The following is a 14,077-nucleotide window of genomic DNA, read 5'->3' on the forward strand; positions in this document are numbered from 1 at the left end:
GCCGGTACGTTTGCCCCCGTGACTCCCGTTGCCGACCTGATCGGGGCTGTCGCCAGCCTCCTGTGGCCCCTGCTCGTCATCGTCGTGCTGCTGGTGTTCGGCCGGCAGCTCCTGTCGAAGCTGCGCAACTCCGACGACGTCACGCTGGAGATCGGCGGACAGCGGCTCAACCTCAAGCAGGCGACGGACCAGCAGTCGGACATGATCACCGATCTGCAGCACGAGGTGGCGCTGCTGAAGCGGCAGCTGGACGGCGTCCTGCCGAACCCCGAGGCCGAGACCATCGAGCAGTTCCAGGGCGCGACACCGCGCCCCGACGAGACCGCCTCGACGTCGCAGGAGCAGGAGCGACAGGTCTCGGTCCCCGTTAACCTCCCGATCCTCTGGGTCGACGACCACCCCGAGAACAATGCGATGGTCGCGGAATCATGGCGGCGCGATGGTGCCGAGGTCGACACCGCGCGCTCGACGGCTGAAGCGATGCGTCTCCTCGCCGGGCGCCGGTACGGCATGGTGATCTCGGACATGGGCCGGCACGAGTCCGGCGTCGACGTGTCTGACGCCGGACTCCGCCTTCTCGCCCAGGTCCGCGCGGCGGACGCTCACCTGCCGTTCGTTCTCTACGGGAACGTCGAGCCGGTCGCGGAGGCGGCGCGGGCAGCCGGCGCGACCCTGGTGACGGGCTCGACGTTCGAGCTGGTCGACTACGCGAGCAAGGTGGGAATGCTCCAGGGCGTCTGACGCCCGAGGTCAGCTCGCGGTCTTGGTGGAACGGTTCCGGGTCGACGCGAGCGCCCACGCGACGAGCACCGGCTGACCGAGGAGCCGCAGCGCGCGCTTGCGGTCGGTGTTCAGCCCGAAACCGTCCCGACGCCCGGCGTACTGCGCCACGTTCCCGGGGAAGACCGCGACGAAGAACGCGGCGGCCAGCGCTCCCAGCCGCCGTCGGGCCGGCTGCTTCCAGGTAGCCACCAGGGCGGTGCCAAGGCCGATCTCGACGATGCCGGACCCGACCACGACGGTGTCGGGGTCGGCCGGGAACCAGCTGGGTACCTGGGCCTGGAACTCCTTGCGGGCCGTGGTCAGGTGAGCGATGCCGGCCGTGAGGAGAGCAGCGCCGAGAGCTACCTGGCCGATGCCGCGGAGGACGGAGGTGGTGGATGCCATGGAGTCCATCCTGGACTCCACGCGACGACCGGGCATCCGCATCGAGGATGCCGGCCCCAGACAATTCATGCTGCTCACCACGGATGACGTGGCAACCGCCCCACCCCGCTCATGACTTCCCCCCACCGATGGGATCTGGTGAGGTGTGCACATGGAATCTGCGTTCGAGAAGGCACTACGCGCACGAATCATCTCCTGGGTCCAGGAGCGCGCCGAAGCCAACGGCGGCTTTCTCAACCGCAGCGAGCTACTCGAATTCCACATCGACGGCCAGAAGCTCCCGGTTGTCGACTACTCCCGGGGCATACGGAACCCCGCATCCTTCGAGTCGACGTTGTCCATCGTGAGCGCCACCGATGGGCCGTACGACGACACCGAGTCCGACGACGGTCTTCTCCACTACGCGTACCGCGAGGGAGACCCGTGGTCGGGCGACAATCGAAAGCTCCGCAACGCCATGGCCACGGGCGCACCGCTGATTCTGTTCCGCAAGGAGGTGCCGAACATCTACACACCTGTGACTCCGGTCTACGTCGTCGAGGACTATCCGGAGGATCGGACCTTCATCATCGCCCTCGATGAGTCCTTCAACTTCGTGCACGACGTGCGACACATGCCAGACGCGCAGCGAGGCTATGCGCGTCGGCTCGCAAAGGAGCGACTGCATCAGCCGGCCTTTCGCACGCGCGTCATCATCGCGTACGACACGCAGTGCGCGGTGTGCGAGCTGAAGCATGGCTCGCTGCTCGACGCGGCGCACATCATTCCGGACTCACATGAGCGCGGCATCCCCACCGTCAACAACGGACTTGCTCTCTGCAAGATCCACCACGCTGCCTACGACCAGAACATGCTCGGCGTGACGCCGGATTTTCAGGTCCGCGTTTCCCGTGCGCTGCTCGATGAGGTCGATGGTCCGATGCTGAAGCACGGACTGCAGGAGATGCATGGCAGGAGCATCCAGCTCCCCCGACGCCGGGCCGACCGACCAAGCGCCGAGTTCCTGGCGTGGCGATATGAGCGGTTCGGAATGCGTGCCTGATGTGCAGTTGACCGGCTGAACGTGACGCAGATCAGTTCCGGAGCAGCGCCTGTAGCTCGCCGATCCGGATCTGCGTGGTGGCCGGCTGCGCCGTGAAGGGGATCTCGCCGACCTGCCCGCCGCTGCTCTGCCATTCGACGGCCCAGTACGCCCTACCCGTGAGGGTCAGGGTGCCCGGGCTGCTGTTGAGATCGGCGCCGAACCCGCAGGTGGGCGACGGCTCCGCGCTGTTGCGACCGTCATATGGCGTGCCCGGAGCGTTGGCCCCCTCGCAGGAGATGGCGCCCACCGTGGTGCCGTTCGCCGACGTCAGTGTCCACTCAACACGATCGAGAGTGCCCGTGGCTGTGACGGTCAGCCCGCCGCCGCCCGCGGAGCGGGTGATCGGGCCGATCGTGTTCTCGGCGCGGTTCGCGATCCACAACCAGATGGGCAAACCGATAGTTCCGACTGCATTTGCGTTGTTGGTGGACGCCGGCGGTGTGGAACCGATCTGGCCCATGGAGAGGTTCATGGCGGCTACTGCGCGCTGTGCGAGTTCCTCGGCCGATGGACCCGTTGCCGCTGGAGCGCTAGGGCGCCAATAAACGGCATAACCATCACAGGCATCCGGCGGTGTGTCGTTTTGCGCGCACTCCGGCGGCGTGCATTCCACGAGAAATCCATCTTCGTGGCCCTCCCAGTCATTGCCATCCTGGGGGTTGTCGGAGAACACACGCTCATAGCAGCGACCGTTCCACGAACCATATGGGGACGAGCATGGAACCTCTTCCCCTTGGAAGCGGCAGACCTGCGGTCCTTCTCCACCGCCATCAGGGTTGTCACCACCACCATCGTCTCCGCCACCTCCCTCATCTTCACAGGGGACGACAACACCGTCAGGCAGTGTCACCGGAATACACACTTCCGCCATGGCTGTCGATGCCGGAGCGAACACAGCTAGCACAGTCGCTAGCGTGATCGCGGATGAGACAAGGCCTTCGCGAAGTTTCGACGCAACCCGTGACTTCAGCATGCTTTCTCCGGATGCGGAGTCTCCGTATTGACCGTCCAAGCCGTCTCCGGCCCTTGGTGGCGAATCAGATACGAGAAAATGTATCGGCTCGGTGCACCCGCTTGGCGTGCAATCAGATCTCCGTTCTTGTCGAAGTTCTTGACACGACTAAAGTCGACACAGGCTGTTAAAGCCACCGATTCGAAGCCATTCTCGTTCGGCTTGTAGTCAGTAACTTCCGAACTAACCACCTCGGCCGAGCCGGTAGTGTACCGACCTTCACTCGCGAGTTGCTCGAAAGCATCGCCCGTAGGACCCCAAATATCAGGGTTTCCCCAGAACGGGAGTAGCTTGTCTGCCCAGTCCTTGTAGCCGTTGTTTGCGACCTGGGCCGTCGTCTCGTAGTACTCCGTCAGCCGCGCCTTCGCGTCCGCGATGTTCTTGGCCTTGATCTGCTCCGGCGTCGTCGGAGACGCGGACGGCTCCGGGGCCGGCGTCGCGGAAGGACTCGCGGAAGCCGACGCCGAGGGGGACGATGATCCCGGCCCGGGGATCGCACCCTGGACCGTCTCCGGCTCGAACACTCCCGACCGCACGACTGCGAACGCCGCCACCGCAATGACTGCGACCCCGATGAGGACGGCGATGGTGCGCTTGGGCGTGATGGCGGACGAGACCATCGGCGACTCCCTCAACTTCGGGCACAACTCAGTGAACACGGCCGGAACAAGGGTGCGCTACATCCGTCTTCCCGGCAAGGCGCCTCCGTGATAATTCACAACATCTCGCCAACACAGGGCAAGCACGAGCCACAGACTTGCCATGTCTCGACTTTGACAGGAGGGTCGCTCATGTCGATTCGTTGCGTATATGCAACTCGGGTGGCGAATGTTGCAATCCCTCTACAGGCTTGAGCCATGAGCCTTCTGACTGCCCGATCCGAGCCCGTCCACCGGACCGGTGAGCAATGAACATGTTCCGACGCACCGACTCCGGGCCCGAGGGGTTCGAGGACGTCATCGACGAGATCACCGAGTCGATCCGCCGCACCTTCACCGGCATCATCGTCGACCATCTGGAGGACCTGCTTGCCGTGCCCTCCCGCCACATGTGCCTGGTGGACCGGCACATGGAGCTGATGGAGGACGAGCGCGACTACACCGTCGACCTGCTGCTCTTCCACGTGACCCAGCTGCGGTACATCGCGATCCAGGTCCACGTCGGTCGCTTCAATACGGCCCTGATCGCCCGCACCCGGTACACGGTGTCGCTCGTGGACGACCTCGTACGCATCCCCGAGACCCACAGCCCAACGGTCGGGATCCTGCTCTGCACCGACGCACCGGCCGACCAGATGGCCGGCCCGGTTGCCGTCGCCCTGTACGACGATCTGTCGCACGCGGAACAGGTGGATCTGCCGCTGCCACTTGAGCTCACCGCACTGGTCGACCGCTGCCTCGACAACACGACCGCCAAGCACGCGGTCTCGTGAGCACCGAACGCACGATCCCGAGCCATCCGGAGGGCCGGCGTCAGCCGCCGTACAGGTCCTCCACCAGTCGTGCTCTCGCCTCCAGGATCTCCAGGCTGCCCGACGACGACGCCGTGGTCGCCTCTCCCGGCACGTCACGCCAGGTGGGCTCGCCGGCCAGGCGGAACTGACCGCTCCAGGTGGTGGTGAGCGAGATGGTCGCCGTGCCCTGCTTCGCGTAGGCGTGCGCGATGGTGTGGGCGGGGTACGGGGCGCCCGGGTCGGTGGTGCTCAGCGGAGCAGTGCCGTCGCCGAAGTCCCAGGAGTAGTTGCTGGGGACCGCGCGGATATCCACCGGGATGCCGAACAGTTCGGTGCTGACCGTCCGGGGTTCCCGATCGGTGAACGCGATGGTGTCGGCGTTGACCAGCGTCCAGCCGTCCGGCGGCTGCACGTTCACCTCCGACGGCGCGATCTGCATCTCCTGGAACGCCCGTGCCGCGGCGGCGGGGATGTCGACCTGCCGACGCCGCTCGGCCAGGCAGGACTCGTCCTCGACCAGTGCGGCGTCCGACCACTCGCCCGACACCTGACGCTGCTCGAACAAGGCACCGACTGCCTGCTCGTCGTCGTCGCACTCGATGCCCTCGTAGGCGAGCTGGTGACCCTCGTCGCAAGACTCGGCGAGCACCGTGGCCCCACCGAGATCACGCAGGAAGCACAGTGCGGGAGTAACGCGCCATTGGCGTACAGGCGGTGCGGTTGACGGTGACCCGCGATCGCCAGCGGCCTCGATTGGAGTGGTCGCGACTCCTATTGGAGTGATTGCTTCTACCGAGACCTTGTCGCGTTCCGATGTCCCACTAAAAGTCGGCTGTTCATTGGCCTGAGGCACCGCAAGAACCATCGCGCCGGCCAGGAGAACCGCGCTGACCGCGCTCACGACTTCGGCCTCGGCGCGATCGCGACGACCACCCAATGGCCATCCTTGCGACCAATCTCAACACGATGAGCAGACACCTGTGCCTCAGCGGACGAGACTACAGAACCATCAGGCGCTAGTGTCTCCGACGCCGCCTGATTGACTTCTACGTCAAGCGGGTAGATGCCGGTTAGATCGTCCTGGACGAAGCGATCGAGAATCTTCACCTTGGTCGTTCCGCCTTGGAAGACTTGATTTCGATCCTTAATCCGTTCAGCGTCTTTGACCGCCTGCTCGCAGAACCCGCACGCCCGGTGCGACATCGCCTCGAACTCCTCCGTGTCCCCCGTGGCCATCACGTACGGGTAGAGCTCGATGAAGTACTCCGCCGCAGCCGCCGCCCCCTTCGCGTCCGTGCGCTTCATCGCCTCGGGACGCTCCGGCTTGGCCGGCGACGACGGGGACGGGCTCGCACTGGCCGCGGGCGTCGGAACACCCGTGGGGGACGCGGAGACGTCAGGATCCCGCGGCGAGCCCGTGCACGCCGTCAGCGCCAAGCCGGCCGTCACGATCAGCCCGACCGCGCGCATCACCATGCCGCTCATCCCCGCACCCCGCCCCCTCGGCCACGCCGTTGCGTATCCGCAACGACCGGGAATGACGCTAGCCGGGCCCCCGGGATCCGGAAAGTGGGCCCTGTGGAAAACCTTGGGGACGGGGCGCATCCTCGCCCGGAGGAAGGGTGCTTCGTATCCGACATATATGTCGGTATCACCGCTAAAAGGTGGTCAATATGAGTTTCAAGTAGCGGATCGCAAAGTTCCTCTACAGGCTTGCCGTCATGACATCTCATCACGTCGGCACCACCGCGCCACGGCCGGCGAGCCCGGAATGAACAGGTACACCGTGGTCGCGTACCGCGACGAGCGACGCTGGACGCTGCGCGCGGTCGGCGTCCCTGGCGCCGTCAGCCACGCGGTCTTCCTGGACGACGCCGAGGCCGCCCTCCGCACCCTGCTCGCGCGGCTCACCGGTGAGGACGCCGGGAGCTTCGCCATCGACCTCGCGCCGATCCCTGGCCCGGGCGGGTTCGACTGAGCGCAAAGAGTTACGGACAGCAGACGTTGTCTGCTGTCCGTAACACCGCCCCCGCGGTAACGCTCTCGGCGGGCCCGACGTCAGCCCCCGGTGCGCTCCCGCCGCCGCTCCTGCTCGTCCACCTGCGCCAGCAGCTCCTCGGTGTCCGGCTCGGGCTCCATGGCGAGCTGCTCCAGGTGATCACGCAGCCGGTCCACGAGCCGGCCCACCGCGTCCCGCCGGCCGGACGCGATCTCCGCGCGGATCCCGTTGCGCCACGACCGCTCGTCCACGGGGTCGGCGAGCCGCCCCACCTGGGACGCGTGCCGCGCGGTCGCCACGTCGCCCTCCAGGAGCGCGCGACGGGCCACCTCGTGGGACACGTCCACCACGCCCGACGAGATCGTGTGCATCAGCTGCTCGGCCCACGCGTACTTGCGCAGCGGCACGCCCTCGAACGGCTTGCCCCGCACCATGTCCAGCGCGGCGAGCAGGTCCGACGTCGGAGTCTGGGTGAGGTCCGGGCCCACGAGGTCGCAGAACTTGTGCCAATCCGTGGCGACCCCGCGCAGCCGGTAGCCGGCGGACTCGACGTCGGCCTGACCGCCGTCGTCCGCGGACCAGTAGCGCGGCAGGTACTCGAAGCCGTTCGGATCGGTGCCCAGCCAGCGCCGCGCGCGCGACACGGCGGAACGCCGGGTCGCCAGGTTCGGCTCGCGTGAGGGCCACAGTGCCTTGGAGATGTCCGAACCACGCGACCCCGGGTTGAACGCCAGGAACGCAATCAGCTCGGTCGCCTGCCGCTGGTGCGTGGAGGGCAGCTCCACACCCGTCGTCCCGGCGAGCTCGACGTTCCCCAGCACCCGCACGATCGGCGGCTCGACCACGAGCGGCTCCGGAGCCGGCTCGGCCGGACCTGCGGCCCCGGCCGGTCCGCCCGTCCCGACCACAGGCGTGCCCAGCGGCGGCGTCGCCACGCTGACCGCGGCCCGCGCCCACGGCGAGAAGCTCTCGGGCAGCCTGCCGTGGGTCGCCGGGGCCGCCGGGCCGGCAGCCGTCCCCGCCCCGTAGCCCGACGGCGCGAGCGCCGTCGCCTCGCCGACCGCGACGTCCGAATCCGCGGCACCAGCGCGGACAGCTTCCACAGGGATCTCCTCGAGCGTTGGTTCGGTGCGGTCGATCGAACGGCTCCACTCGGGGCCGGGCGCGGTCTCGGGCTCGGCCAGCAGGGCCAGGGCCTGGGCATAGGTCTCGGCGTCCAGCTGTTGCGGACGCACCGCGATGTAGGCCGGCATGAGGATGCCGCGCGTGGTGTCGCCGTTGGTCAGGTCGCCGGTCAGGTCGAGCACCCAGTCCCCCACCTCCGCGCTGGACGTCACGGCCGCGATCCCGACGCTCGGCACGCGCTCGACGAGGCTCTCCAGCCTGGCGCGATCGGTCAGGCCGAGCCGCTCGCCGACGAGCAGGATCTCCGGCGTCCAGGCATCGGTCGCCAGCCCCCGGCCGCGCGCTTCGGCCACGGAGGTCGCTCCGACCTGCGCCAGCGTACGGTCGACGTCGGCGGCGCGCGCCTCGAGCTCGCGCACGATCTCCGCGAGGCCCGAGACGTGCCGGACCCGGCCCGTGTCGACCACACCCGGCAGGTCGCCGAGCGTACCCACGACGGTGACCTGCAGGTCGTCCGCCCACAGGCTCGTGGCCAGCTCGACCGCGAGCGCCGCGAGCGTGGCCTGGGCGGCGGCGTCCGTGCCGCGGATGTCGAGGCACGCGAGGTTCTCGAGGTCGAGCATCAGGTGCGCGTCCTCGTCGTCGTGACCGACGGTGACGAGAGCCGGGTAAGGCGCCTCCCCGTCCTCGGTCGCGGTGGGCCCGGCAGAACCGACCTGCGCCGCCGCGTCGGCGTCGCCCGCGGCGAGCTGCCAGATGAACTTGTCGGTCGTGCTGGCCCAGGGTTCGGGCAGGTCGGAGGCGCGGTCGAGGTAGAGCTCGACGAACTCGCCGCTCTTCAGCCGCGCGATGCGCACCCCGGGCAACGGCAGGCCACGCTCGCGGTGCCACAGCGCGAGGCTGCGCAGCGCGCGGTCCACCTGGTCGCGCCCGAAGGGGTCCTCGACGCCGTGCAGGTCGCGCTCCAGCGCCCCCGCCGGCGTCTCCGGGCCCGGTACGACGACGGTCTCGCCGGGTTCGCGACCCTTGCGCGCCCGCCGCCGCTTCACGGCGACCAGGGCGAGCAGGCCCGCTGCGAGCAGGCCGCCGACGCCGGTCGCGGTGCGCACACCCACCGACTCGTCGATGTCCTCCATGAGGTCGGAGGCCACGTCGGTCGCCGAGTCGAGGAGCGACCGGTCGCTCGCGGCAGCGGTGGTGGCCGCGGCGGAGGCCGTCGTCGTCCCGGCCGCCGCGGCACCGGGCTGGGCGTCCGGGGTGTCCGGTTCCGCGGGGCCGCCGGCCTCGGCCGGTGCCGCCGCCTCCACGGGCGGGGACGACTCGACGGCGACCTCGGGAACGGACTCTCCCGCGACCGGCTCGTCGCTCGCGATGTCCTCGGGCAGCACGTCGTCCGCGCCGCGGGGCGCGGCGATGCCCGAACCCCCGACGGAGGTCGGCTCCACCTCGTCTTCGGGGACGATCTGGGCGTGCTCCTCGATCACGCCCTCCAGCGCGTTGCCGGTCGCCGGCTCGTCGTCCGACGCCGGGTCGCTGCCCCAGGTCGTACCGCCCTCCGAAGACGTCTCCTCCGCGGCCGGCTCGTCGGCGGCCGAGCCGTTGCCGGCCGGGTCGTCGCTGGCCGGCTCGTCGCCCTGGTCCTGCGGGAGGAGCTCGTCGGCGATCAGCCCGCTGCCGGGGATCGACTCGTCGAGCGAGCGACCCTGCGGCGCCGACTGGTCCGGTTCGAGGTTCGGATCGTTCTCGAGGTCCTCGGGCGTGACCTCGTCGTACTGGGGCCCCTCGGTCTCCCGCGGTGCGGGCGGGGCCTGCGGGACGAGGTTGCCCTCGGCCGTCTGCTCGGGCTTCGGTTCGGGCTTGTCACCGTCGGTGCCGGAGTCGCCCTTCCCGGCGCCGTCCGTCGCGGCGTCCCGGCCGCCGATACCGGCCGTGCCGGTCGCGACGTCGGCGGGGTCGGGCTTGTCGGCGTCGTCACGGCCCGCGTCGTCCCGCCGCTCGCCGTCAGCCCCGTCGGCCGGCGACCTCGGGGCGGCGTTCTGCCCGGCGCGGTTCGGCTCGTCGGCGGCCGGGGCCTCACCGGCCGGCTGCTCGCCGGCAGGCCGCTCGTCCGACGGCGTCTGCTCGTCCTGCACGACATCGTTCCCCGTGCCGCCCGGCTCCTCGATGTCCTCGGGCTCGACCTCGACCGAACCCTCGGGCGTCACCTCGGTGGACGGCGCCGGCGGCTCGGGGGCGGGCTCCTTCGCGTCGGCGCGCTGGCCGATCCTCGTGGCTCCGACCGCGTCCGACACTCCGCCGTCGGCCTGCGCACCATCGGCCGGGGCTTCCTCGCCCGAGCCCTCGGCCTCCGGTGCGGACCCCGTCTCGCCCGGCGTCGCGGCATCCGAGCCCGCGGCATCCGAGCCCGCGGCATCCGAGCCCGCGGCGTCCGCCCCGGCATCCGATCCACCCGGCTGCTCGGCGCCCGCGTCCGCGGACTCCCCCTCGGACGCCGACTCGTCGGTGTCGTCCGGCGTGGGCTGCGCGGCGCCGTCGCCCCGCGTGCCCTCGGCCGCCTCGTCCGGCGCGGCCTCGCCCGCGCCCGGAACGGTTACGGTCCAGCCCGGGTAGATGAGGTCGGGGTCGGTGAGCCGCTCCCCGCCCGGCTGGTCCGTGGCGCGCGACGCCTCGAAGACCTCCGGGTACTTGGTGCCGTCGCCGAGCTCCTCCTCGGCGATCCCCCACAGGGTGTCGCCCGGCTCCACGACCACCTCGGCCGCGGCCCTCCCGGAGTGGGTCACGTCGACGGTGTCCCCGTCGTCCGTGCCGGCCTTCGAGGGACCGATCCCGACGGGTTCGTCGCCGTCCGTACCGGTCGCGCCGGTCAGGACGACGTCGGCGCCCCCGGCAGCCTCCGCCGGCAGCCGCAGCACCCAGCCCGGCTCGATCCAGTTGCCGGCGTCGAGCGCGTTGCCGTCGGCCTGCGGCACGCCGTAGTTCAGGTCGGCGATCTGCTTGAACCGCGCGCCGTCGCCCAGGGTCTGCTCGGCGATCCGCCACAGCGAGTCGCCGGGCTGGACGGTGTAGGTGGGCGCCGGCGTCTCGTCCGCACCGGCCTTCTTCTCCGTCGCACCCGTCGAGGCGTCCGTCGGGAGAACAGCCTCCGACGAGACCGGCGCCGTCACCACGGTCCCGGTCTCGGCGACCTCGACCGGCGTCGTCGCCGCCATGGCGGGCGACACGGATGGTGCCGCGACCAGCATCGTGATGATCGCACCCACGAGCACCGCGGCCGCGCGCTGCTGCGCGCCGAGCCCGCGGACGTGCGGCGACCGGTGTCCGCGCAGCGCGGCGACCACCTCGATCACCACCGCGATCGCGAACGTCAGCCAGGCGACCCAGCCGACGATCTTGATCAGCCCGATCAGCACCGAGCCGGTCACGTCGGGGCTGCTCAGGATCGAGATGATCCGGCCCACGCTGACCGGTCCGGTCCAGATCGGGCCGCCGAGCACCCACAGACCCACCGGGATCCCGACGACGAGCGCGCACAGGAGCAGCGCCGCGCCCAGTCCTCTCGCCACACGCGCGCCGGTACCCCGCCGCGGTCCGCCGGGCTCACCGGTCACCGCACGACCCTGGGCTGTCGAGGTGCTCATCAGGATTCCTCCTGTCCTATACCGCGGACCGCCCGCGCCTCGGCATCCGCCTCGACACTGAGCGAGCTGATTCCGATCAACGTCAGGAACGTCGTGTTGTAGGTGACCTGAGTGCCCACGCTGACGGTGGCGCCGTTCACGGCGGTCACCCCGCCCTGCACTCCCAGCGCGCCGAGCGTGTCGGCGGCAGCCTGTGTCGCGCGTGCGGGATCCACCTCGGGGGGCAGTCCCATCTGCGCGCGGTCGATCCGGATCTGCTGTGCGGCGGCCCGTGCCGCCTGGTCCGCGGCGTACTCGGCCTCGTCCTCGGCGTGCAGCCGCCCGCCGCCGTCGACCACGAGGCCGATCGCGATGATGAGCGCCGGCACCATGCCGGCGGCGAGGATGTTGATCTCGCCCCGCTCCCGCACCCTCCGCGCTCCCGCCGGCGCCGCCGCCGTCCGCCCACGCCGCACCCACATGCGCCCAGCTCCCCTGGTCATGACCGCCCCCGGTAGGCGTCGAGCACCGACGTCCCGGTCGCACTGATCGTCCGTGAACCGGGCGCTCCCGGCAGCCCGAGGTCGCGCAGCGGCACCACGCACTCCACCCGCACCGTGATGGTGCCGACCGTCCCGAGCGGCAGGTCGAACGCGTCCGTGGTCGGCCGGACCGACGTCGAGGAGCACCGCACCCCTGAGTTCACCAGCGTCGACGTCGCCGTCGACGTCGCCTGCACCCCGGCCACCGCCGCCGTCCGGCTGATCGACGCCGCCCGCGCGGCCTCGTTCGCCGCGGACTGCACCACGCCCTCGGCCAGCACGATCCGGCCCGCCATGATGAGCAGCAGCCCGATCAGCAGCAGCACGGGAAAGATCACGGCGGTGTTGATCGCCACGTTGCCACGCTCGTCGGCGCCCCCGCCCGACCCGCTCATCAGCCGTTCACCGCCGACGTGAACCGTTCCACGGGCCCCGTCGCCGACTGCTCCACCCGCAGCCCGCGGAAGCCCGGCACGATCGACGGCGCCAGCCCGATCACCGTCGCGGTCGCCATCTCCTCGCCGCGCGTCACCGACACCCGGACCGAGGCGAACGCGTCGCCGCCGCGTGCGAGCCGCGAGGCGGCCTCCGCGTACCCCGAGTCGACGGTGCCGCCCTCCACGCGCGCGGCCTGCACGGCCCCGTTGGCCACGGACTGCGCCGTGTTCTGCGCGTGGAAGTAGAGCACCCCCTGCACCATCCCGAAGATGAGCATCAGCACGATCGGGTAGGTCAGGACGGTCTGCAGGGAGGCGGCACCGCGCTCGTTCATCCGTTACATCCCTAGAGCTGCGACATGTACTCGTCGACGAGGCCCTTGATCGCCGCACCGAGCGCGATGGCGATGCCGAGACCCACGACGGACAGCACGACCACCTCGATGGACTCCAGGCCGGCGTCGTCGGGCTCGCCCGCACGGCCCGCGGCGAGCCGACGACGGAGCTCCGCCGAGCGCTCGGCGAAGCGGGCGTTGAGTGCGTCGACGCGACCGCGCGCCGCTGCCGCGCGCAGCGACGCCCGCGCGGCGACTCGCGACGCTGCCGTCCGGCCCTGGCTCAGGTGCTGGTTCATGGTGACTCCTGGGGTGATGTCGACTTCAACAAATGGGTAAGAAGCGGCTCGTGTGACACCGCGACGCCACCGGGGGCGAGCCGGCTCAGGGTGCAGTCTGAAACATAGTGACCCCGATTGGAAAGATGAGCATCAAAAAGTACACAAATACGGTAAGTGTCCCAGGGACGGTCATCCGGACCGTCGCGTCGTGCGCGAGCTGCTGCTCGACGTCGAGCTGCGCGTCCCGCATCGCGGCCGCCTTGGACTGCAGCTGGTCGTGGATCGCCGAGCCCTGGGTACCCGCGAGCTCCACGATCGAGGCGACCTCGCCCAGCGCGTCCACCTCGACCTCCTCGCCCAGCTCACGCAGCGCCACCCACGGCGCCTGCCCCTCCCAGCGGCTCCGTTCGAGCGCCGCGGAGATCCGCCGGAACGGCCACGACTGCGCGACCTGTGCCGCGGCGAACGTCGCCTGCGTGGCACCCGCCCCGGAGACGCGCTCGATCGCAAGCAGCTCGAGGTAGGTCGACACGGCCCGCGCGAACTCCTGCCGGGCCCGCTTGGCCTTCGACCTCGCGTCGAGGTCGGGCAGGAACCAGGCACCGAGCGCGAGCACGACCGCCGCGCCGAACGGCACCGAGACCGGCATGCCGAGGTTGAGCAGGCCGACACAGAGCCCGAGGAAGGGAACCGCCACCAGCACGATCACCGTGCCGAGCGCCTTCTCGCCGTAGTGGTCGGTGGCGGTCTTGCCGATCAGGTCCAGGTCGGCCCGGGTCGGGCCGCCGCGCCCCAGCAGGGAGAGCGGCAGCCGGCGCTGCGCCCATGCCCCGAACACCTGCGTGTACCGCTGGGTCGCGGTGAGCTCGGTGCCGTCGGACACCGTGATGGGCTCGACCTTGTCGTCGCCGCTCATCCGGTCCAGCGCGGACTGGAGCCGTGGGGTCGACGGGAGGAGCTCCCGCACCACGAGGAACAGGCCGAGTCCCGCGACCAGGCCGCTGCCGATTGCCCAGGGCCACATG

15 protein-coding genes are annotated in these 14,077 nt (G+C 70.1%); 4 read left to right on the forward strand and 11 right to left on the reverse strand.

The window, feature by feature from the left end; translation table 11 throughout:
• Positions 1–18 precede the first annotated feature (18 nt).
• On the forward strand, positions 19–741 hold the full coding sequence (locus QRN56_RS00555; RefSeq protein ID WP_285100516.1) for a hypothetical protein: 723 nt from the start codon (positions 19–21) through the stop codon (positions 739–741).
• Positions 742–750: 9 nt separating this feature from the next.
• On the opposite strand, the gene QRN56_RS00560 is transcribed toward QRN56_RS00555, so the two are convergent.
• Positions 751–1,167 (reverse strand): DoxX family protein, encoded by a 417-nt coding sequence (locus QRN56_RS00560; RefSeq protein WP_285100517.1) that lies wholly within the window; start codon positions 1,165–1,167, stop codon positions 751–753.
• 151 nt (positions 1,168–1,318) lie between these two features.
• Between QRN56_RS00560 and QRN56_RS00565 the strand changes: the two genes are divergently transcribed.
• The gene (locus tag QRN56_RS00565) at positions 1,319–2,209 is read left to right on the forward strand and encodes an HNH endonuclease (RefSeq protein ID WP_285100518.1); all 891 of its coding nucleotides are present in this window, start codon (positions 1,319–1,321) and stop codon (positions 2,207–2,209) included.
• Positions 2,210–2,240: 31 nt separating this feature from the next.
• Here the strand turns inward: QRN56_RS00565 and QRN56_RS00570 are convergent, their stop codons facing one another.
• Entirely contained in the window at positions 2,241–2,924 is a 684-nt protein-coding gene (locus tag QRN56_RS00570) for a hypothetical protein (protein ID WP_285100519.1), read from the reverse strand.
• A gap of 293 nt (positions 2,925–3,217) precedes the next feature.
• Positions 3,218–3,883 carry a hypothetical protein gene (locus QRN56_RS00575; RefSeq protein WP_285100520.1) on the reverse strand — a complete coding sequence of 222 codons (666 nt, stop codon included), beginning with the start codon at positions 3,881–3,883 and terminating at the stop codon, positions 3,218–3,220.
• Positions 3,884–4,176: 293 nt separating this feature from the next.
• Between QRN56_RS00575 and QRN56_RS00580 the strand changes: the two genes are divergently transcribed.
• Entirely contained in the window at positions 4,177–4,695 is a 519-nt protein-coding gene (locus QRN56_RS00580; protein WP_285100521.1) for a PDDEXK nuclease domain-containing protein, read from the forward strand.
• Between the two features lie 40 nt (positions 4,696–4,735).
• On the opposite strand, the gene QRN56_RS00585 is transcribed toward QRN56_RS00580, so the two are convergent.
• Complete coding sequence (locus tag QRN56_RS00585) at positions 4,736–5,365, reverse strand: PKD domain-containing protein (RefSeq protein ID WP_285100522.1); 630 nt, start codon at positions 5,363–5,365, stop codon at positions 4,736–4,738.
• 248 nt (positions 5,366–5,613) lie between these two features.
• The gene (locus QRN56_RS00590; protein ID WP_285100523.1) at positions 5,614–6,201 is read right to left on the reverse strand and encodes a DUF6318 family protein; all 588 of its coding nucleotides are present in this window, start codon (positions 6,199–6,201) and stop codon (positions 5,614–5,616) included.
• Positions 6,202–6,487: 286 nt separating this feature from the next.
• Between QRN56_RS00590 and QRN56_RS00595 the strand changes: the two genes are divergently transcribed.
• Positions 6,488–6,694 carry a hypothetical protein gene (locus QRN56_RS00595; RefSeq protein WP_285100524.1) on the forward strand — a complete coding sequence of 69 codons (207 nt, stop codon included), beginning with the start codon at positions 6,488–6,490 and terminating at the stop codon, positions 6,692–6,694.
• Between the two features lie 80 nt (positions 6,695–6,774).
• Here QRN56_RS00595 and QRN56_RS00600 read toward each other — a convergent pair whose 3' ends face one another.
• The 6 genes from QRN56_RS00600 to QRN56_RS00625 all read right to left on the reverse strand — a co-directional run bounded on the left by QRN56_RS00600 (position 6,775) and on the right by QRN56_RS00625 (position 14,076).
• Positions 6,775–11,478, reverse strand: coding sequence for a LysM peptidoglycan-binding domain-containing protein (locus QRN56_RS00600; protein ID WP_285100525.1), 4,704 nt, complete (start codon positions 11,476–11,478; stop codon positions 6,775–6,777).
• Positions 11,478–11,960 carry a pilus assembly protein TadG-related protein gene (locus tag QRN56_RS00605; RefSeq protein WP_285100526.1) on the reverse strand — a complete coding sequence of 161 codons (483 nt, stop codon included), beginning with the start codon at positions 11,958–11,960 and terminating at the stop codon, positions 11,478–11,480. Before QRN56_RS00605 ends, QRN56_RS00600 begins: the two co-directional genes overlap by 1 nt.
• Positions 11,957–12,394, reverse strand: a complete 438-nt coding sequence (locus tag QRN56_RS00610; RefSeq protein ID WP_285100527.1) for a TadE/TadG family type IV pilus assembly protein — start codon at positions 12,392–12,394, stop codon at positions 11,957–11,959. The genes QRN56_RS00605 and QRN56_RS00610 overlap by 4 nt, the downstream gene beginning before the upstream one ends.
• Positions 12,394–12,771, reverse strand: a complete 378-nt coding sequence (locus QRN56_RS00615; protein WP_285100528.1) for a TadE family protein — start codon at positions 12,769–12,771, stop codon at positions 12,394–12,396. Before QRN56_RS00615 ends, QRN56_RS00610 begins: the two co-directional genes overlap by 1 nt.
• A gap of 11 nt (positions 12,772–12,782) precedes the next feature.
• A complete protein-coding gene (locus QRN56_RS00620; protein ID WP_285100529.1) occupies positions 12,783–13,070 on the reverse strand; it encodes a hypothetical protein in 288 nt (95 codons plus the stop codon).
• Positions 13,071–13,155: 85 nt separating this feature from the next.
• A complete protein-coding gene (locus QRN56_RS00625; protein ID WP_285100530.1) occupies positions 13,156–14,076 on the reverse strand; it encodes a type II secretion system F family protein in 921 nt (306 codons plus the stop codon).
• Position 14,077 lies beyond the last annotated feature (1 nt).

The organism is Promicromonospora sp. MEB111, assembly GCF_030209445.1.
Classification (GTDB): Bacteria; Actinomycetota; Actinomycetes; order Actinomycetales; family Cellulomonadaceae; genus Promicromonospora.

Bases quoted from the DNA above. Each gene is read 5' to 3' on its own strand.
- QRN56_RS00560 (WP_285100517.1), bottom strand. From the start codon at position 1,167: ATGGCATCCACCACCTCCGTCCTCCGCGGCATCGGCCAGGTAGCTCTC.
- QRN56_RS00565 (WP_285100518.1), top strand. From the start codon at position 1,319: ATGGAATCTGCGTTCGAGAAGGCACTACGCGCACGAATCATCTCCTGG.
- QRN56_RS00575 (WP_285100520.1), bottom strand. From the start codon at position 3,883: ATGGTCTCGTCCGCCATCACGCCCAAGCGCACCATCGCCGTCCTCATC.
- QRN56_RS00580 (WP_285100521.1), top strand. From the start codon at position 4,177: ATGTTCCGACGCACCGACTCCGGGCCCGAGGGGTTCGAGGACGTCATC.
- QRN56_RS00590 (WP_285100523.1), bottom strand. From the start codon at position 6,201: ATGAGCGGCATGGTGATGCGCGCGGTCGGGCTGATCGTGACGGCCGGC.
- QRN56_RS00595 (WP_285100524.1), top strand. From the start codon at position 6,488: ATGAACAGGTACACCGTGGTCGCGTACCGCGACGAGCGACGCTGGACG.
- QRN56_RS00600 (WP_285100525.1), bottom strand. From the start codon at position 11,478: ATGAGCACCTCGACAGCCCAGGGTCGTGCGGTGACCGGTGAGCCCGGC.
- QRN56_RS00605 (WP_285100526.1), bottom strand. From the start codon at position 11,960: ATGACCAGGGGAGCTGGGCGCATGTGGGTGCGGCGTGGGCGGACGGCG.
- QRN56_RS00610 (WP_285100527.1), bottom strand. From the start codon at position 12,394: ATGAGCGGGTCGGGCGGGGGCGCCGACGAGCGTGGCAACGTGGCGATC.
- QRN56_RS00615 (WP_285100528.1), bottom strand. From the start codon at position 12,771: ATGAACGAGCGCGGTGCCGCCTCCCTGCAGACCGTCCTGACCTACCCG.
- QRN56_RS00620 (WP_285100529.1), bottom strand. From the start codon at position 13,070: ATGAACCAGCACCTGAGCCAGGGCCGGACGGCAGCGTCGCGAGTCGCC.
- QRN56_RS00625 (WP_285100530.1), bottom strand. From the start codon at position 14,076: ATGTGGCCCTGGGCAATCGGCAGCGGCCTGGTCGCGGGACTCGGCCTG.